We start from the raw sequence: 18,344 nt of genomic DNA, 5'->3' as shown, positions 1-18,344 counted from the left end.
GAGCATGCTTCAGATTGATCTGTGGAAGCGGATTGTCATTGTCCTGACCTGCGTGGTGGGACTTTGGCTGGCGCTCCCCAACGCGTTTTACAGCCCCGTCGAACAACACAACGACGCGGTCAAGGCCATCGAGCAGGGCGGCGCCACGCCCGAACTTGAAGCGCAGCGCGATCTGTGGCCGGGCTGGATGCCATCGGGGCTGGTCAATCTGGGCCTGGACCTGCGCGGCGGCGCGCATCTGCTGGCGGAAGTCCGGGTGCAGGATGTCTACAAAAGCCGGATGGAGGCCACCTGGCCCGAGGTCCGCGATGCCCTGCGCAGCCTGACCCCGGTGCGCCGGCAGGAGGCGCCGGACGGCGAACTCAGGGTGCGCCTGCAGGATGCCTCCAAGATGGCCGAGGCGATGGAGATCCTGCGCGGCCTTGCCCGCCCGGTGCAGACCCTGACCGGGGCCGGGGCCAGCGACATCAACGTGAGCGGCAATGACGGGCTGATCACCATCACCCTCTCCGATGCCGAAAAGCAGGCCACGGATGAACGCACGATGCAGCAGTCGCTGGAGATCATCCGCCGCCGCATCGACGAGGTCGGCACCCGCGAACCCACGATCCAGCGCCAGGGATCGGACCGTATCCTGATCCAGGTGCCGGGCATCGGCTCGGCCGCCGAGCTGAAGGCGATCATCGGCACCACCGCTCAGCTGACCTTCAACCCGGTGGTCAGCCGCGGCACCGATGCCAATGCCAACCCCGGGATCGGCAATTCGCTGCTGCCCTCGCTGGACAACGAGGGCGAATATTACACCGTCGAGACCGCCCCGGTGGTCACCGGCGAGGAACTGGTGGATGCGCAGCCTTCCTTTGACCAGAACGGCTCCCCCGCGGTCAGCTTCCGCTTTGACACCACGGGCGCGCGCAAATTCGGCAAATACACCGCCGAGAACATCGGCTCTCCCTTTGCCATCGTGCTGGATGACGAGGTGATCAGCGCACCCGTGATCCAAAGCCATATTCCCGGCGGCTCCGGCATCATCACCGGCAATTTCACGGTCGAGGAATCGACCAACCTCGCGGTGCTGCTGCGCGCCGGTGCGCTGCCCGCCGGCCTCGACTTTCTTGAGGAACGCACCATCGGTCCGGAACTGGGCCAGGACAGCATCGACGCGGGCAAGGTGGCCACCATCGTGGCCTTTGTCGCCGTGCTCGCCTTCATGTTCATGAGCTACGGGCTGTTCGGCATCTTTGCCAATATCGCACTGGTCATCAACGTCGGCTTGCTGTTCGGCCTGCTCAGCCTGATCGGCGCCACGCTGACCCTGCCGGGGATCGCCGGGATTGTCCTGACGGTGGGCATGGCGGTGGATGCCAATGTGCTGATCTTCGAACGTATCCGCGAAGAGCTGAAAACCGCCAAGGGCCCGGCACGCGCCATTGCACTGGGCTATGAAAAGGCGCTCAGCGCCATCGTGGACGCCAATATCACCACGCTGATCACCGCCGTGATCCTGTTCGCCATGGGCTCCGGCCCGGTGCGCGGCTTTGCCATCACGCTCGGCTTCGGCATCATCACGTCCGTCTTTACCGCGATCTTTGTCACCCGTCTGCTGGTGGTGATCTGGTTTGAACGGGCGCGTCCCAAAACAATTGAGGTCTGACATGCGTTTGCGAATGATCAAGGACGACACGAGTTTCGACTTCTTCGCACGCTGGAAGCTCTGGCTGGGCATTTCGGGCCTGATGATGGTCATCGCCTTTGCCTCCTTCCTGATCCAGGGCCTGAACTATGGCATCGACTTTCGCGGCGGCACCACGATCCGCACCGAAAGCCCGCGCCCCGTGGTTGTTGCGGAATACCGCGATGCGATTGACAAGCTGGGGCTGGGCGACATCACCATCACCGAGGTGTTCGACCCCAGTTTCCGCGACGATCAGAACGTGGCGATGATTCGCATCCAGGCGCAGGACGAACAGCAGGCGGTCACCGTCGAAACCATCGAAGCGGTGGAACAGGCGCTGAAAACCGCGCGGCCCGACATCAAGTTCACTTCGGTCGAATCCGTGGGCCCCAAGGTATCGGGCGAACTGATCCAGACGGCGGTGATTGCCGTGGCGCTGGCGATCGGGGCGGTGCTGATCTACATCTGGCTGCGCTTTGAATGGCAGTTTGCCGCAGGGGCCGTGCTGGCCCTTGTCCATGACGTGGTGCTGACAATCGGCATCTTCTCCGAGCTTGAAATCCGGTTCGATCTGGCGATCATCGCAGCACTTCTGACCATCGTGGGCTATTCGCTGAACGATACCGTCGTTGTCTTTGACCGGGTGCGGGAGAACCTGCGCAAGTACAAGAAACGCCCCCTGAAAGAGATCCTGAACCTGTCCATCAATGAAACCATGAGCCGGACATTGATGACCTCCTTCACCACCCTGCTGGCGCTGATCGCGCTCTTTGCACTTGGCGGTGATGTGATCCGGGGTTTCGTCTTTGCGATGATCTGGGGCGTGATCGTGGGCACCTATTCCTCGATCTTCGTGGCCTCGGCGATCCTGCTCTATCTCGGCGTCAAGCGCGACTGGTCCAAACCGGATGCGAATGCAGGCAACCAATACGCCAATATTGACGCCTGAGACACCCGCGCCGGATCGACCGCAGGTTCGGTCCCAGGTGCGGCGCGGATCAGCTTTTGCGCTGCACCATCAGAAACGGGCCTGCGGGTTTCAGCGAAGTGTGATACCGCCAGTACGGCTAGCTTTTCAGTGCCCCGGATTTTCATCATCGGTTTCCGCGGGCAGGGTGCTGGCATCAAATGCAGCGCTCCAGCGATCCAGCAGCGCGCAATCGCCCTGCAGACACCGCCATTGCCGCAACCCGTTGCGCAGCCCGGCGCGCCCGATCCGGGTCGCAGGCTCGGTGATGCTGCCCGGCTCCCGCTCCCGTTCAAGCGCTGCCCAGCAGAGTGATTTCGCGGAAAGGTATTCCTGCGAACCCCATGCCTGCAACATTTCCTGAAACCTGTAAAAGGCGGCGCGGTTGAACGCCTTGTCCTCTCCCAGCCGTCCGGAAACCGGGCTCTCGGGGTGATAGCCCGCACAGGGCACCCAGCCTTCGGGGATCGGCGCATTGGCGGAATGGGTGCGCCCCGCGCGCAGAAGTTTTGGCAAGACATGCGTATGTGGCCCCTCGGGGGAGGTGCCGCCGGTATCCGGCCCGCCGATCATCTGAAACACCTCGACCCGGCCCAGCCGGGTCAGGGCAACGCGGTGCGGATGCGCCCTGAGGATGGCAGCCATGGCCGGATTGTCCGGATCCATCAGCGACCGGCCCGCCTTTGCGCTCTGGTCGGTGAAACGGGAGACATCGCGCGAGGTCAGGAAGGCCACGGCATCCTGCATCTTCTGCGCCTCAAGCTCCTGCGCCAGCCAGGCTGCGACATCGCGTTCTTTCGGCAGGTCCGCATTGCGCACCTCGCGCCAGACGATGCGTCGCGCCGTCACGAAACCGGGCTGGTTGATGGCCCAGCTGAGCACCTGCATCTCGCGCTCAAGCTCAAGGCTCAGCCAGGGCCGCACAAGGGTGACGCCGCTCATTCCAGTATGTCCAGCGGCTGAAAGACAAGCCCCGATGCCGTTTCTTCCAGAAAAGCGCTGACGCCAAAGGTGTCACGGACAAGCGCTGGGGTCAGCACCGCCTGCGGTGGGCCGTCCGCGGCAATGCCGCCCTTGTCGACGACGATCAGGCGGGTGCAGTGCCGCGCCGCCAACCCCAGGTCATGCAGTGACACGATCACCGCGCGCCCCTCCGCCGCCAGATCGGCAAAGCTGCCGCGGTATTCCAGCGCGAGGGAGGTCGATTCGCGTCCGTAATGCGGATTGGAGGAACTGCTGTCCTTCTCGGTCTCAAGCAGCAGGTTCAGCAGATGGCCGGCCTCTGCCACGCTGCGCCCGTCCAGGCCGAAACTCAGCCGGTATTTCAGCGCTTGGGTCCGGGTAAGCTTCGGCGCGCCGCCGTTGAAGGTCGATTCGTATCTGGTGTTCTCATAGGCCAGCCGATGGGTCAGCCGCCCCTCCAGCATCGCATATTCGCCGTAGACCCCTAGGTCGTGTTGACATTCATTGTCGCCCACCCGCGCGAGGCGGATTTTGCCGCTGGCGCCCTGATGTGAGCGCAGCAATGTGATCATTGGAAGCGAACATCCGGGATGGCAGAGGCAAAATCCGCCGCGCCCCGCAGGGGTTTCGCCAAAATTGCCCATTTCTGCGTTAAGAGAGCTTGAAATAGCTGGCTATTCCTGCGCTCTCTTGCCTGGAACTGAGCAATTTTGGACTGAAACGGGTGGGTGACAATGAATGTCAACACGACCTAGCGTCCGTTCGTCGCGGGTGCCGAACTGGGTCGGATCATCCACCACATAACCCGGCGCATCCGGCGCGAAAGAAATGCGGTTGCCGTTGTCCCATTGCCCAGCTCCAGCGTGGCCGAATAGGTGTCACCGATCCCGCCTTTGCGGGTAATGATATTGATAACCCCCGCCGAGGCGTTGGAACCGTAATAGACCGATTGCGGCCCGCGCAGCACCTCGATGCGCTCGATATTGGCGGTTTCCAGACCGCTGAGAATATATTCGCCATCGCCGCCCGAGGCTTCGATCCCGTCGATCAGGATCAGCGTATGGTTTGCCTCGCCGCCGCGCAGGCGGACCTGGTAAAACTGCTGCCGTACCCGTTGACCGACACGCCCGGCAAGGCGCGCAGGGCGTCCTGCACCGTGGCGATGCCGCGCTCCTCGATCTGTTGTGCCGTGACAACGCGCGCCGCGCGGCCCAGTGCCTCGGCCTCGATCGGCGTCAGCCCGCCCGAGACAATGATTTCGCCCAGATCGAAATGATCCTGAGCCAGTGCAGCAGTGGTGAAGAATGGAACGACGGCTGCGGAAGCCAGAGCGGATGCAAGAGGCATGAGATACCCTCGGTTGCGGCCCCGACGGGCCGCCAGACGTTGAATTGTCTTTTGAGGGATGCCCCCCGCAGACGGTGAAAACACCACAAGCGGAAGCTCCGCAGTCCCGACGCCCCTCGCGCCCGAACAGGGTGAACACCTCGGCAGGTCTCCTGACTCGCGGGTCGTTGCTTGGCCGGACCTTCCCATCACATATGCTGTGACAGTGGTATGCGCCGGCTTCGCTCTCCGCCTACAGTTGCGGGGGCAGTCGTGGATTTGGCCGGAGGGCCGAACCACGTTCCCTATTAACCAGACGGCGAACCGTCCGGACCGAAGTACCCTTTGGTTAGCGGCCCGAATCGTTTCGGTAAAGCCTGCATGGGAAAATTCTCTGCGCCGCCCGGCGGGGCCCGCGGCAAAGCACCCCGCCAGGGGGCGTCTTTTTACCGCGCTGGCCTATAACGTCAGGGCCGCATCGGCTATGATCGTCCTGCCGCTTTGCAAAGGGATGTGACATGCGCTTGAACGAGATCGTCTTTACGGATGCGAAACCCGTCGAAGGCTATGGCCCCGGCTTTTTCCGCATCGGCGGGCAGGTGATCCATGGCCCGGTGATTGCCGGACCCGGTGGCATTCAGACATGGGCCGGGCTGCAGGACGACGCCGCGCTTCTGGCGCTCAAGGGGCAGGTTGACGTGCTCTTTGTCGGGACCGGCGCCGAGATCGGCCATCTGCCGGAATCCCTGACCGGCCCGCTGGAGGAGGCCGGTATGGGGGTGGAGGCGATGGCATCCCCCGCCGCCTGCCGCACCTACAACATCTTGCTGAGCGAAGGCCGCCGCATTGCCCTCGCGCTGATCCCCGTCTGACATGCCCGGGCCGTTGCGCCCGCCCCGCCGGGGTGCCGCGCCGCAAATGACCGCTTTTGCGCGCTCCGCCAATGGGTTACGCAGGGGGCATGATGTTACGTGTCGATGATCTGACCCTTGCCCGTGGCGGTGTGCCGGTTCTGACCGGTCTCAGCCTTGCGCTGGTGCCGGGCCAGGCGCTGATCCTGCGCGGGCCGAACGGCGCGGGCAAGACTACCCTGTTGCGCAGCATCGCGGGCCTGCAACCGCCGCTTTCGGGCCGCATCGAGGGCGCGCAGGACCGTGTCGCCTATGCCGCCCATGCCGACGGGCTGAAAGCGATGCTGAGCGTGACCGAGAACCTGGCCTTCTGGGCGCGGACCTTTGGCACTTCCGACATCACCCCGGCGCTGGATGCCTTTGACCTGCACGGGCTGGCGGACCGGCTGGCAGGCACCCTGTCGGCAGGGCAGAAACGCCGTCTGGGACTGGCGCGGCTTCTGGTCACCGGGCGGCCGCTCTGGGTGCTGGACGAACCCACCGTTTCGCTCGACACCGGGGCGGTGGCGCTCTTTGCCGCTGCCCTGCGCGCGCATCTGGCACAGGGCGGCGCGGCGCTGATCGCCACCCATATCGACCTGGGGATCGAGGCGCAGGTGCTGGACATCACCCCCTTCCGCGCCAGTGCTGCCACCCGCGCCGGCGCCAGCGACGAGGCCTTTCTGTGAGGGCGCTTCTGATCCGCGACCTGACGCTCGCGCTCCGGGCCGGGGGCGGCTTTGGCCTGGGGCTTGCCTTCTTCCTGATCGTGACGGTGCTGGTGCCCTTCAGCGTCGGCCCGCAGGCGGCGCTCTTGCAACTCATCGCCCCCGGCGTGCTCTGGCTGGGCGCGCTGCTGGCCTGCCTTTTGTCGCTGGACCGCCTGCTGGCGCTGGATTTCGAGGATGGCACGCTTGACCTGCTGCTCACTGCCCCGCTGCCGCTGGAGGGGGCGCTGAGCGTCAAGGCGCTGGCCCATTGGCTGACCACGGGCCTGCCGCTGGTGCTGGCCGCCCCGGTGCTGGGCGTGCTGCTGAACCTCGCACCGCCAGGCTACCTCTGGCTTGTCGTTTCGCTGGCGCTGGGGACACCGGCGCTGTCGGTCATCGGCTGTTTCGGCGCGGCGCTTACCGTGGGGATCAAACGCGGCGGGCTGCTGCTGTCGCTGCTGGTACTGCCGCTTTACGTGCCGACCCTGATCTTCGGGGCCGAGGTCGCCCGGCGCGGCGCAGGCGGGCAGGAGGTGACCACACCACTGCTGATGCTGGCCGGGATCACCTGCGCGGTGATCGCCCTGATGCCCTTCGCCTCTGCCGCCGTGCTGCGCATGGGGCTGCGATGAGCGGCGCCGCCCCCCATACCCCCGGTCAATCCGTCGCGCCGTCGTCTATTGAGCACCGCCGCGCGGCAGAGTAGGAGTAGCCCATGTCGATCTGGAGTTACGCAAACCCGGTGAAATTTCTCACCCTGAGCGCGCGGGTACAACCCGTGCTCTGGGTGCTGTCGCTGGCCTGTGTCGCGACCGGGCTGATCTGGGGCTTCTTCGGCACGCCCCAGGATTACCGCCAGGGCGCAACGGTCAAGATCATCTACCTGCATGTCCCCGCCGCCCTGATGGCGATCAACGCCTGGTTCATGATGCTGGTCGCCTCGCTGATCTGGCTGATCCGCCGCCACCATGTCAGCGCGCTGGCGGCCAAGGCTGCCGCACCCGTGGGCGTGGTGATGACCGTGATCGCCCTGCTGACCGGCGCGATCTGGGGCCAGCCGATGTGGGGCACCTGGTGGGCCTGGGATCCCCGGCTTACCTCCTTTCTGATCCTGTTCCTGTTCTACCTCGGCTATATCGCCCTGTGGGAAGCCATCGAAGACCCCGACACCGCGGCCGATCTCACCTCGGTCCTGTGCCTTGTCGGGTCGGTCTTTGCCGTGCTCAGCCGCTATGCCGTGCAGTTCTGGAACCAGGGTCTGCACCAGGGCACCTCGGTGCCGGTGGCGACAGGCGGGCGCAGTGTGGACGATGTGTTCTTCTACCCGCTGGTGATCTGCATGATCGGCTTTGGCCTGCTCTTTGTCGCGCTGGTGTTCTACCGCACCGGCACGGAAATCCGGCTGCGCCGCGCCGCCGCGCTGCGGGCGCGGGCGGGCAGGGCGGCATGATGCCCGATCTGGGAAAATACGCGGTCGAAGTGCTGTCGGCCTATGCGGTGTCGCTGCTGCTGCTGGCGGTGCTGGTGCTCTGGACCCTGCGCCGGGGCCGCGCCGCACGCGCCACGCTGGACGCCGCTGAAAAAGAGGCCGGACGCCATGGTTAAGCCCCTGATGATCGCTCCACCGCTGATTTTCGCCGCCTTCGTCGCGCTGGCCGCTGTCGGCATGTTCCGCGACGATCCCGAAGGCCTGCCCTCCACCCTGGTTGGCCAGGCTGCCCCCGGCATTCCCGAAGCGGCGCTGGAAGGATTCCCGCCCGCCACCGCGCGGATGCTGGTATCGGGCGAGGTCACATTGGTGAATTTCTGGGCCAGCTGGTGCCCGCCCTGCCGGGTCGAGCACCCCAAACTGCTTGAACTGGCCAAGGCCGGCCTGCCGATTGTCGGGATCAATTTCAAGGATCAGGCAGGCACCGCGCGCAGCTACCTTGAGGATGAGGACACCCCCTTTGTCGGCGTTGGTTTCGACCCGCAGGGGCGCACCGCCATCGACTGGGGCGTGACCGCGCCGCCGGAAACCTTCATCCTGGATGGTGACGGCACCGTGCTGTTCCGCTTTGCCGGGCCGCTGGTCGGCTCGGATTACGAGCAACGCTTCCTGCCCGCGCTGAACGCGGCGCTGGGGCGATAGCGCGGGAAAAGAACTTAATGCCTCCGGCGGGGAATATTTCTTGCCAAAAAGAAAACGGGGGCCCGGCTGTCAGAGCCGGTAGCCGCCCGATACCGTGATGGTCTCCCCGGTGATGAACCCTGCCGCATCCGAGGCGAGGAAGCGGACCACCTTCGCGACATCTTCCGGCACGCCGTGACGTCCCAGGGCGGTCAGATCGGTGAAGGCCTTGATCAGCTCGGGCGGGCGGGGGTTTTCCACCCGTTCGATGGCGCCGGGGGCGACGCCGTTCACGCGAATGCCGCGCGGGCCCAGTTCCTTGGCCATGGCGCGGGTCCAGCTGTTCAGCGCGGCCTTGCTGGCGGAATAGGAGGCAGCCCCGCCTGCGGGGAACTGCGCGTTTACCGATGAGATGTTGATCACCCGCGCTCCCCGCGACAGATGCGGCAGGGCGGCGTTCAGTAGGGCCATGGGGGCCGCCACATTGACCAGATGGTTCAGCGCCGGCTTGCCATCGTCCATCTCGATCGCACCGGCATTGTTGACGATCACGTCCAGCCGCCCGAAGGCCTTCATGACCTCCGCGATGATCCGATCCGCCGCCGCAGGGTCGGCCAGATCGGCCCTGATCGCATGGACCGCCGGATGCGCGCCCAGCAAGGCATCGGGCGGTGTCGCATGATAGGTGGCCGCCACCCGGTGGTCGCCTGCCAGATCCGATGCGATGGCGCCCCCGATCCCCCGCGCCGCGCCGGTCACAAGAACAACTTCCGTCATTTTCCTGGTGCCTTCTGATCTGCCCCGCCGCAACATCCGGACCCGACGAATTAACTGGTTGTTTACAGAAAGTTGCCCGCGGGGATCCGGCTCCCTTGTTTCCTCAACATGGCGCGCGTCACGGCCAAGTGCAACCGGATCACGAAAAAACCCGCCGCGACAGGCGCGGCGGGTTGGTTTCAGTCGCTCTCGCGGGCGGGGTTATTCCGCTGCGATGGCGTCATCCCTGGCCAGGTCGCGCAGCACGTAATGCAGCACGCCGCCATGTTCGATGTATTCGATCTCGATCGCCGTATCGATCCGGCACTTGATCATGATCTCTTTCTTGCTGCCGTCACCCATGGTGATCTCGCAAGGCACTTCCTGCAGCGGCTTGATGGTGTCGAGACCGGAGATGGACACTGTTTCATCCCCTGTCAGACCCAGCGATTTGCGGGTGTCGCCACCTGTGAACTCGAAGGGGATCACCCCCATGCCCACCAGGTTGGAGCGGTGGATACGCTCAAAGCTTTCCGCGATCACCGCCTTGACGCCCAGCAGGGCCGTGCCCTTGGCCGCCCAGTCGCGCGAGGAGCCTGCACCGTATTGTTCGCCGCCGAAGATCACCAGCGGTGTGCCGTTTTCCTGATGCGCCATGGCCGCGTCAAAGATCGAGGTCTGCTTGCCATCGGGGCCCTTGGTATAGCCGCCCTCGACGCCGTCCAGCATCTCGTTCTTGATGCGGATGTTGGCGAAGGTGCCGCGCATCATGACCTCGTGGTTGCCGCGACGCGAGCCATAGGAGTTGAACTCCCGCACCGGCACCTGACGCTCGACCAGATACTGGCCGGCGGGGGTGCTTTCCTTGAAGGAGCCCGCGGGGCTGATGTGGTCGGTGGTGATCATGTCGCCCAGCATTGCAAGAACCTTGGCGTTCTCGATGTTGGTGATCACGCCCGGCTCCGGGGACATGCCCTGGAAATAGGGCGGGTTCTGCACATAGGTGGATTGCGGCGGCCAGTTGTAGGTCTTGGCATCCGTGGTCTCCACGCTCTGCCACTTTTCGTCGCCCTTGAAGACATCGGCATATTTCGACTGGAAGCTCTCGCGCGTCACGGTCTGCTCGACCAGCTCGGCAATCTCCTGTGTCGTGGGCCAGATGTCTTTCAGGTAGACGTCATTGCCATCCTTGTCCTGACCCAGCACGCCATTGGCCAGATCGACGTTCATGTCACCCACCAGCGCATAGGCCACCACAAGCGGCGGAGAAGCGAGGTAGTTGGCACGCACGTCGGGCGAGATGCGCCCTTCGAAGTTGCGGTTGCCCGAGAGGACCGAGGTGCCGATCAGGTCATAATCGTTGATCGCCTTGCTGATCGCAGGCTCCAGCGGGCCGGAGTTGCCGATACAGGTGGTGCAGCCGTAACCGACAAGGTTGAAGCCGATGGCATCCAGATCCTCCTGCAGGTTGGCCGCCTCAAGATAGGCGGAAACAACCTGGGAACCGGGGGCGAGCGATGTCTTGACCCAGGGCTTGCGAGTCAGGCCAAGGGCCCGTGCCTTGCGCGCCACCAGACCGGCACCGATCATCACATAGGGGTTCGATGTGTTGGTGCAGGAGGTGATGGAGGCAATGACGATGGACCCGTCATGCAGCTGGTAATGGCCATCCTCGGTCTGCACATAGCCGCGCTTGTGGCTGCCTTCGTCACCGGGGATCTCGCGGGGCTCGGGCTGGCCACCTTCACCTTCCCAGGTGACTTCCTGCGCCTTGGAGGCGTCCTTGCCCGCGCGCAGGCCCTTGACGTATTGGCCAAATGCCGTGTGCGCGGAGGTCAGCGCGATATAGTCCTGCGGACGCTTGGGGCCCGAGATTGCGGGCACGATGGTGCCCATGTCGAGCGTGAGCGTGTCGGTGTAGACCGGTGCATAGTTTTCGTCGCGCCACATGCCGTTCTCGCGGGCATAGGCTTCGACAAGCGCGATGCGGTTCTCGTCACGGCCGGTGGTGCGCATGTAGCGCAGGGTCTCGCCGTCGATCGGGAAGAAGCCGCAAGTGGCACCGTATTCGGGGGCCATGTTGGCGATGGTCGCGCGGTCTGCCAGCGGCAGGGTATCGAGCCCGTCGCCGTAGAATTCCACGAATTTGCTGACCACGCCCTTTTCACGCAGCATTTCCACGACTTTCAGCACCAGGTCGGTGCCGGTGGTGCCTTCCATCATCTTGCCGGTCAGCTCGAATCCCACGACCTCGGGGATCAGCATGGAGATCGGCTGGCCCAGCATTGCGGCCTCGGCCTCGATCCCGCCGACGCCCCAGCCCAGAACGGCCATGCCGTTGACCATGGTGGTGTGGCTGTCGGTGCCGACCAGCGTATCGGGATAGGCCACTTCCTCGCCGTTCTGATCCTTGTCGGACCAGACCGTCTGCGCGAGGTATTCCAGGTTCACCTGGTGGCAGATGCCGGTGCCGGGGGGCACGACGCGGAAGTTGTTGAAGGCCTTCTGGCCCCACTTGAGGAAGGTGTAACGCTCGATGTTGCGTTCGTATTCACGGTCCACGTTCATCTGGAAGGCGCGGGGGTTGCCGAATTCATCGATCATGACCGAGTGGTCGATGACCAGATCCACCGGGTTCAGCGGGTTGATCTTGTCCGGGTCGCCGCCCAGGGCCACCAGACCGTCACGCATTGCGGCAAGGTCGACAACGGCCGGCACGCCGGTGAAATCCTGCATCAGCACGCGGGCCGGACGATAGGCGATCTCGCGCGGGTTCTGCCCGCCTTTCTGCGCCCATTCGGCAAAGGCCTTGATATCGTCCACAGTGACCGTCTTGCCATCTTCGAAACGCAGCATGTTCTCCAGCACCACCTTGAGGGCGGCAGGCAGTTTGGAGAAATCGCCCAGGCCCGCCGCTTCGGCTGCGGGGATGGAGTAATAGGCGATCTTCTGATCGCCTGCGGTGAGGGTCTTGCGGGTTTTGGCGGTGTCCTGACCAACTTGAATCGTCATGGATAGGCTCCCTTTGCTATGAACAGGTGGCGGTGGTTACGGCCTAGATGACCTATTGCCGCCCATGTTTCAATGGCAATTCCCGGCATAAGCGCGAAATTGTATACTATTGTATACCGAGGCCTGTTAAAACGGCGCTTTGCCATCTCAAGAAACATTGATTGGTTATTTCAAAGGCGCAAAGATACTACTTGCCGGGGTCCCGACTTGCCGAATGGAATCAAATGAAACATCTGCTGCCCCTGGTCACCGCCTTGAGTCTGGCCGCCGCATATCCCGCTGCCTCCCAGCAAAATCCCGTGGTGGTGGAGCTTTTCACCTCCCAAGGATGCTCAAGCTGCCCGCCTGCGGACGCCATGCTGGAAGAACTGGCCGAGCGTGATGACGTGATCGCGCTGGCGCTGCATGTGGACTATTGGGATTACATCGGATGGGAAGATCCCTTTGGCGAAGCGGCCCATGCGGACCGCCAGCGCGCCTATGCGCATACCGCCGGGCGGCGGTCGATCTTCACGCCCGAGATGATCGTGCAGGGCGAGACCGATATCGTCGGCGCCAAGCCGATGAAACTGGGCAAGGCCATCGCGGAACATGCACAGCGCGCGGCACAGGTCGAACTGACCCTCGCGCGCGAGGGGAATGCCCTGCGGATCGATGCGACGGCGCTGGAGAATCTCGCCGGCCCGGTGACGGTTCATATGCTGCGCTACACCCCGCACCGCACAACGGAGATCGAGCGCGGCGAAAATCAGGGCAAGACACTGGGATATGCGAATATCGTCGAAGGCTGGGAAGTTCTGGGAAGCTGGGACCCCGCAGCGCCTTTGTCGATGACATCGGTTCTGGAAGGCGACAAGCCGGTTGTGGTGATCCTGCAGAGCAAGGGCACCGGACCGATCCTGGCGGCACAAAGGCTGCGGTAGCCTGCGGGGTGAAGGCATGGCTGACGCGTTGCGATGTTTACGTGAAACAGGCGCGACCACCTGACGGGTTGAAATCTTTGGTTTCGGGCCGCGGCGGGTAATTCAGATCAAAACCGAAGCGCGTTCGGGTCCGGACCATGGGTGGTTCCGGGATCGGGATGGCTTTGGTCCTCTTCTCATCATCAGGCGAATTCCTGACCTGCGTCCTTTGGCGCGGGGGGAGGGCGGGAGCGGGAATATGCCCCGCGACCAGTTCTGGGTTCTGTGCAGGTCCGGTTTCCCAACCCCGGCAAGAGGCAACGATGGTGGCGGTTTGCTCCGTTGACAATATACATACCGATTGGTATGTATATTGTCATGACGCAACCAGACCAAGATGCACCAGCGCAGCAAGGCACGGGGGCGGCACGCCGCCCTGGCCCTGCCGGAACCGGGGAGAACGTGACGTGACCAAGATTATCTGCACCTGCGGCAACGTTGCGATTGCCCTGGACGGGCCGCCGATTCTGACTGCCGAATGTCATTGCACCTCCTGTCGCGATGCGGCAGGGCGTCTTGCGCCCCGGCCCCCGGTGCAGGAAGAAAACGGCGGCACGCGGTTCGTGATGCAACGCAAGGACCGGCTGCGCGTCCTGAAGGGGTCGGATCATCTTGCTTCTTTCCGCCTGACCCCGAAATCCGGGACCCAACGGATCGTCGCCACCTGCTGCGCCGCGCCGATGTGGCTGGAGTTCAGGGGCGGGCATTGGCTCAGCATCTATGCCGCCCGTTGGCCGGATGGCAGCGCACCTGCGCCCGCGCTGCGGACCATGACCCGCGATGCGCCCCCCGGGACGGTTCTGAGCGATGATATTCACAATGCCAGAACGCAATCGGCGGGCTTCATGGCACGCCTGTTCTGGTCCTGGGTCCGGATGGGGTTTCGTAATCCGCAAGTTGTTGATGTAAAAGGAGTATATCATGCCTGATGACAGGGTTGCGGTTGAAAATCCGAATACACCGGGGCGCAGCCAGCGCCTGAGCCGCGTGAAATACGATGCGATGCGCGCGGCGCTGCTGCGTGTCTTGCCGGATGATCCGCCGGGCCTGAAGGTGGCCGAGGCAAAGGCGGCGCTGCTGCCCCATCTTGATGCCACATCCTTTCCCGGGGGCGAGAAAGCCGGGTGGTGGCTGAAGGCCGTGCAGCTTGACCTTGAGGCCAAGGGGGTGATTTCGCGGGCGAAGGGCAGCCCCGTGCGGCTGTACCGGTTGACGTCCTGAGCGGCAGTTGTGCGACATGATGCAATCCCTTGATGGGATTAGGGAAATTTCTGTTTCGTTGCACGATGGGCGAGGAGAAAGGGCGGCCTGTGGATGCCTCTCATCGGGGGCGGCGTTCCTGGATGCGCCCCGCATGGGCCGTTTTCCGCGGGACCCTTTCGCCCGGCCGAGATTCATGACCCTCCCGTGTAGACATGTCAAAAATGACATGTCTACACGGGAGGGTCATGAACGTCTGAACGTCAGAACGCCAAAGCGGTTGAATGCCAGAGCGGCTGAACGCTCAATCCCCCGAGTGGCTATGCGGCTGTCGGGCGTGGCGGCTGCGCGGCTTTGCACTTGGGGTGCGATCCCGGCTTTCCGGGCAGATGGATCACCCCGGCCCGGAACGATTACCGCCGTGTCCCCAACCGCAGGCCGTTGCGGATGCGTTATTCCTCGGGCCGCCAGCGGCGGTGAACCCAGAACCATTGTTCGGGATGGGCGCGCACCTGTGCGGACAGGCTGTCATTCAGCGCCTGGGTCATGGTTTCGGGGTCGCTTGGCGGCACCGGCGCCTCTAGCACGCAGCGGAAATGCACGCCGTCCGGCTGGCGAATGCCATAGAAGGGGATCAGCAGCGCGTCATAGCGCAACGCCAGTTCCGCGGCAGAGACCGCTGTGCGCGCGGGCGCGCCCATGAAATCAAGCACCGGGGCGAATTGCACATGCTGGTCAAACAGCAGCACCAGATGCCCCCCCTCCCGCAGGTGGCGCACGAAACCCGCCGTGCCGCGCCGGCCCTGGGGGAACACCGGCCCGCCGAAAGCCTCCATCGTCTTGACGTAATGCGCGTTGAAATAGGGGTTCTTCATATCGCGGTAGAGACCGCCGATATCATGGCCGCGCGCCACCAGGGCGGCGCGGGTCGCTTCGTAATTGCCGAAATGCCCGGTGACCAGGATCACCGCCTGGCCCCTGGCGGCGGCCGCTTCTAATGCGCCCATGCCGGGGCCTTCGGGGGTGACATCGGCCATGCGCGCCGGGAAATCCTGCGCCGAGTAGTTTTCGATAAAGGTACGGCCGGCGTTGTTCAGGCAGCCATCCGCGATCTCGCGCCGCCGGGCGGGGGGCAGATCGGGACAGATGCGCGCCAGATTGTCCAGCGCGCGCCTGCGGTAGCCTGCGGCGGGCCCCAGCACCCGCTGCACCAGAGCGCCGACAAAACGCAGCCGGGTCTCATAGGGCAGGGCAAGGGCGCAGCGGATGATCCCGACGATCAGCGCATTGGTCAGGTAGTGGCCCAATTTGCGCGCAAGGGCAGGCGGGGCGGCAGAGCGATCGGGCATGAAACCATGTAATTGATGAAGATCGCCCTGACATAGCCCGCGCAGCACGGCGCAACAAGGGTCGAGACCCGCAGCCGCAGGTCAGGCGCTGTCGTCGCTGTTGTCTTCCGCCTCCACCAGCAGCAGATTGCCGGTGCTTTCCATTTGCCGGATGGTGCGGACAACCTCGCTCATCGCCTCCTCTGCATCGGCGGCTTTGACCTTGCCCGCATCCTTGATGTCCTCGCGCAGCTGGTCGGCCATGCGGCCCGACATGTTATCCAGAATGAAGGCCATGGTGTCGGCGTACCCCGCCGCCTCGGCCCCGGCCAATGCGGTCAGCAGGCTTGCCGGCGGCACCTCGCGCAGGATGCGCGGTATGTCGCGGCGGGCAATCCGGCTGGGGATATTGGCAAAGGTGAAGATGGCCTTGCGCACGGCATTGGCAAAGCCCTGGTCGGTTTCATCCAGCCCGGTCAGCACATCGTCGCGGGTCAGCGTGCTGGAGGAATTCAGGATCGCGCCAACGCGCGATACCGGGTCGCTGTCAAAGGCGCGGGCGGGCTGCGCATCAAGCTGCATGGCCAGGGACAGGCCGATCCGGTCAACCGCGTCCGGAGTCACGGCACCGGTCAACGACACGGCATAGGTGATCCGCCGCGCCTGCGGTCCGGACAATTGGCCCAGCAGTTCGGCGGCCAGGGGCACGGGCAGTTTCGACAGCATCACCGCCGCCACTTCGACGCTTTCATTCTGCAGCACGGGCAGGAGTTTGTCGGCGCTCAATTCCCTGAGCCGGGCCCAGGGATCGCCCGATTGGCGCACCCCCGCTTCCTTGCGCAGCCGCAGTGCCGTCTGGCGGCTGATCTTGCCGTCCAGCACATCCAGCGCGCCCGCGATGCCGGGGGGGAAGGACAGGCCGATGCTTTCGATTTCATCGGCGAATTCGGCAACCACGGCGGAAAGGGTGTCACGATCCACCAGCCGCATCGACCCCATCTGATGGGTCAGCGCCTCCTGCAGCTCATCGGGCAGATCCTCAAGCGGGATGTCGGCCCCTTCGTTGAGCAGCAGGCGCACCACGATCGCCGCCTTGGCACGCCGGCTGAGAGAAGGCCGCGCGCTGCCCGTGTCAAAAGAGGGCAGCGGCGCGAGGGAGCCCATGGGCACCATGTCGTTCATCTTTGCTGTTTCCTGTCTGAACCGGGGTGGTTGTGACAGGCAAAGATGAACGAATTCTGAAATCAGTAGCTGAAAGTCTGGCCCGTCGCGATGGCCTGCCGCAGCGAGGCCTCGGCCCAGGTGCCGGAGCCGCCATGCGCGCGGATCGCCTTGAGCTGCTCCATGGCATCGGCCACCTTGCCTTCGGCGACAAAGCCCTGACCCATGTAGGACCGGGCCAGCACATTGGCCGGGTTGACCGCCAGCGCGCGCTGGTAATAGCCCATCGCCAGATCGGTCTGGCCCATCTTGCGGTGGGTAAAGCCCAGATAGGTCAGGGTGCGGTCATCGTCCTGGGGCATTTCGGCCAGCACGACCTGCGCATCGGCATAGCGGCCCGCATAGGCCAGTTCGCGCACGGTTTCATATAGGCTGTCCATGTCCAGCCGGCTGTCCTGTGCATCGACGCAGGTCTTGGTTTTCTTGTCATAGACCTGGCCGTCTTCGCACTTGGGTTTTTCCGGCGCGGTTTCATTGCCACTTCCGGCAGCAAGCAGCGGGCCTGCGGCCAGCGGCAGAACAAGGACAATTGCGAGGGTAAGAGCCTTCATCAGGAATCTCCGGGCTATCGTTACGAGAGGGTGACTTTTTAAGTTAAAGGTAATCTAGAGAAGAGTAGCATCAAAAGCGCAGAAGTAAGACAGGGTCGCGCGATTGTGACCGCGGGGCCGGTTTTTCGTAACATCGGCGCGGAAACGGGAAAGAGCGCCGACAGGACAGGCAGCGCTCTGTCTTCATCATCTGGCCGGATCAGGTGCTGACCGGCATGCAGGACTTGGTGGCGCTGTCATAGGTCGTGCCGGTGGCACAGGACATCGCCTGTTTCTCCTTGCCGTGGAAACATCCCTCCGCAAGGCTGAGCGTGGGCACCGCGGTGAGGGCAAGGGCAATCGCAAGGGTCTTGAACGTCATGATCGGTCTCCTTTTGCTTGATTGGCTTGGGATGAATGGGGCCTGACCCTAATCTACACCGATTGCGCATCATTTCAAACAATCCCGCAACCTGTGCGGTAACCCGGCAGAGATCTGCCCGGATTCCGGGCAGGGGACTGTGATTTGGCACTGCGCCTGTCAGATGCCAGGCAAAACCGATTTTCCTGGAACTTCGCTGACGCGGATTACGGATTGCCGGGAAAGCCGACCTTCGTAGCGAGCGCAGCGAAGGGCAGATCTGAGCCCAGTGGATCGGATGCTGCGACATTGACAGATAACCGTTCTGGGGGC

The 18,344-nt window shown here is 63.8% G+C and carries 19 protein-coding genes, 1 pseudogene and 1 riboswitch; of the genes and pseudogenes, 11 read left to right on the top strand and 9 right to left on the bottom strand.

Going from position 1 to position 18,344, the window contains the following annotated elements; genetic code table 11:
- Positions 1 to 4 precede the first annotated feature (4 nt).
- Together secD and secF are read left to right on the top strand one after the other, a co-directional pair.
- Positions 5 to 1,654: a protein translocase subunit SecD gene (gene secD, locus PVW51_RS17190; protein WP_269364971.1), complete on the top strand. Its 1,650-nt coding sequence runs from the start codon at positions 5 to 7 to the stop codon at positions 1,652 to 1,654.
- Between the two features lies 1 nt (position 1,655).
- Positions 1,656 to 2,624, top strand: a complete 969-nt coding sequence (gene secF / locus PVW51_RS17185) for a protein translocase subunit SecF (protein ID WP_269364969.1) — start codon at positions 1,656 to 1,658, stop codon at positions 2,622 to 2,624.
- A 126-nt stretch (positions 2,625 to 2,750) separates the two neighbouring features.
- Here secF and PVW51_RS17180 read toward each other — a convergent pair whose 3' ends face one another.
- The 3 genes and pseudogenes from PVW51_RS17180 to PVW51_RS24325 form a co-directional block, all read right to left on the bottom strand.
- On the bottom strand, positions 2,751 to 3,584 hold the full coding sequence (locus PVW51_RS17180; RefSeq protein WP_274576272.1) for a DUF6925 family protein: 834 nt from the start codon (positions 3,582 to 3,584) through the stop codon (positions 2,751 to 2,753).
- On the bottom strand, positions 3,581 to 4,177 hold the full coding sequence (locus tag PVW51_RS17175; RefSeq protein WP_274576271.1) for an ABC transporter ATP-binding protein: 597 nt from the start codon (positions 4,175 to 4,177) through the stop codon (positions 3,581 to 3,583). Before PVW51_RS17175 ends, PVW51_RS17180 begins: the two co-directional genes overlap by 4 nt.
- A 179-nt stretch (positions 4,178 to 4,356) precedes the next feature.
- Positions 4,357 to 4,952 (bottom strand): annotated as a pseudogene (locus tag PVW51_RS24325) (TonB-dependent receptor).
- A gap of 125 nt (positions 4,953 to 5,077) precedes the next feature.
- A riboswitch (cobalamin riboswitch) is annotated at positions 5,078 to 5,284 on the bottom strand.
- A 165-nt stretch (positions 5,285 to 5,449) separates the two neighbouring features.
- On the opposite strand from PVW51_RS24325, the gene PVW51_RS17165 reads away from it, so the two are divergent.
- The 6 genes from PVW51_RS17165 to PVW51_RS17140 all read left to right on the top strand — a co-directional run bounded on the left by PVW51_RS17165 (position 5,450) and on the right by PVW51_RS17140 (position 8,662).
- Positions 5,450 to 5,803, top strand: a complete 354-nt coding sequence (locus tag PVW51_RS17165) for an Mth938-like domain-containing protein (RefSeq protein WP_274576269.1) — start codon at positions 5,450 to 5,452, stop codon at positions 5,801 to 5,803.
- A gap of 89 nt (positions 5,804 to 5,892) precedes the next feature.
- Positions 5,893 to 6,510 carry a heme ABC exporter ATP-binding protein CcmA gene (gene ccmA / locus PVW51_RS17160; RefSeq protein ID WP_274576266.1) on the top strand — a complete coding sequence of 206 codons (618 nt, stop codon included), beginning with the start codon at positions 5,893 to 5,895 and terminating at the stop codon, positions 6,508 to 6,510.
- The gene (gene ccmB / locus PVW51_RS17155; RefSeq protein WP_274576265.1) at positions 6,507 to 7,163 is read left to right on the top strand and encodes a heme exporter protein CcmB; all 657 of its coding nucleotides are present in this window, start codon (positions 6,507 to 6,509) and stop codon (positions 7,161 to 7,163) included. The genes ccmA and ccmB overlap by 4 nt, the downstream gene beginning before the upstream one ends.
- Before the next feature lie 83 nt (positions 7,164 to 7,246).
- The gene (locus tag PVW51_RS17150; RefSeq protein ID WP_269365577.1) at positions 7,247 to 7,981 is read left to right on the top strand and encodes a heme ABC transporter permease; all 735 of its coding nucleotides are present in this window, start codon (positions 7,247 to 7,249) and stop codon (positions 7,979 to 7,981) included.
- Positions 7,981 to 8,136: a heme exporter protein CcmD gene (ccmD, locus tag PVW51_RS17145; protein WP_443288316.1), complete on the top strand. Its 156-nt coding sequence runs from the start codon at positions 7,981 to 7,983 to the stop codon at positions 8,134 to 8,136. The genes PVW51_RS17150 and ccmD overlap by 1 nt, the downstream gene beginning before the upstream one ends.
- Positions 8,129 to 8,662, top strand: a complete 534-nt coding sequence (locus PVW51_RS17140) for a DsbE family thiol:disulfide interchange protein (RefSeq protein WP_274576263.1) — start codon at positions 8,129 to 8,131, stop codon at positions 8,660 to 8,662. The genes ccmD and PVW51_RS17140 overlap by 8 nt, the downstream gene beginning before the upstream one ends.
- Positions 8,663 to 8,731: 69 nt before the next feature.
- On the opposite strand, the gene PVW51_RS17135 is transcribed toward PVW51_RS17140, so the two are convergent.
- Both PVW51_RS17135 and acnA read right to left on the bottom strand, forming a co-directional pair.
- Positions 8,732 to 9,418, bottom strand: a complete 687-nt coding sequence (locus PVW51_RS17135) for an SDR family NAD(P)-dependent oxidoreductase (protein WP_274576260.1) — start codon at positions 9,416 to 9,418, stop codon at positions 8,732 to 8,734.
- A 201-nt stretch (positions 9,419 to 9,619) separates the two neighbouring features.
- Complete coding sequence (gene acnA / locus PVW51_RS17130; protein WP_274576257.1) at positions 9,620 to 12,409, bottom strand: aconitate hydratase AcnA; 2,790 nt, start codon at positions 12,407 to 12,409, stop codon at positions 9,620 to 9,622.
- 224 nt (positions 12,410 to 12,633) lie between these two features.
- Between acnA and PVW51_RS17125 the strand changes: the two genes are divergently transcribed.
- From PVW51_RS17125 to PVW51_RS17115, 3 genes are all read left to right on the top strand, one after another.
- A complete protein-coding gene (locus tag PVW51_RS17125) occupies positions 12,634 to 13,332 on the top strand; it encodes a DUF1223 domain-containing protein (RefSeq protein WP_274576252.1) in 699 nt (232 codons plus the stop codon).
- A gap of 446 nt (positions 13,333 to 13,778) precedes the next feature.
- Positions 13,779 to 14,300, top strand: a complete 522-nt coding sequence (locus PVW51_RS17120; protein WP_274576249.1) for a GFA family protein — start codon at positions 13,779 to 13,781, stop codon at positions 14,298 to 14,300.
- Positions 14,293 to 14,592 (top strand): DUF6958 family protein, encoded by a 300-nt coding sequence (locus PVW51_RS17115; protein ID WP_274576245.1) that lies wholly within the window; start codon positions 14,293 to 14,295, stop codon positions 14,590 to 14,592. The genes PVW51_RS17120 and PVW51_RS17115 overlap by 8 nt, the downstream gene beginning before the upstream one ends.
- A 431-nt stretch (positions 14,593 to 15,023) precedes the next feature.
- Here the strand turns inward: PVW51_RS17115 and PVW51_RS17110 are convergent, their stop codons facing one another.
- From PVW51_RS17110 to PVW51_RS17095, 4 genes are all read right to left on the bottom strand, one after another.
- Positions 15,024 to 15,920 (bottom strand): lysophospholipid acyltransferase family protein, encoded by an 897-nt coding sequence (locus PVW51_RS17110; RefSeq protein ID WP_274576244.1) that lies wholly within the window; start codon positions 15,918 to 15,920, stop codon positions 15,024 to 15,026.
- Between the two features lie 81 nt (positions 15,921 to 16,001).
- Positions 16,002 to 17,081, bottom strand: coding sequence for a flagellar motor switch protein FliG (locus PVW51_RS17105; RefSeq protein WP_274576243.1), 1,080 nt, complete (start codon positions 17,079 to 17,081; stop codon positions 16,002 to 16,004).
- A gap of 62 nt (positions 17,082 to 17,143) precedes the next feature.
- Entirely contained in the window at positions 17,144 to 17,671 is a 528-nt protein-coding gene (locus PVW51_RS17100; RefSeq protein ID WP_274576242.1) for a tetratricopeptide repeat protein, read from the bottom strand.
- A 199-nt stretch (positions 17,672 to 17,870) separates the two neighbouring features.
- On the bottom strand, positions 17,871 to 18,032 hold the full coding sequence (locus PVW51_RS17095) for a hypothetical protein (RefSeq protein WP_205388116.1): 162 nt from the start codon (positions 18,030 to 18,032) through the stop codon (positions 17,871 to 17,873).
- Between the last annotated feature and the right edge of the window lie 312 nt (positions 18,033 to 18,344).

Source organism: Sulfitobacter sp. PR48 (genome assembly GCF_028807335.1).
Lineage (GTDB): Bacteria > Pseudomonadota > Alphaproteobacteria > Rhodobacterales > Rhodobacteraceae > Sulfitobacter.
The sequence above is the reverse complement of the archived record's forward strand: the minus strand, read 5'-3'. Positions and strand labels throughout refer to the sequence as shown.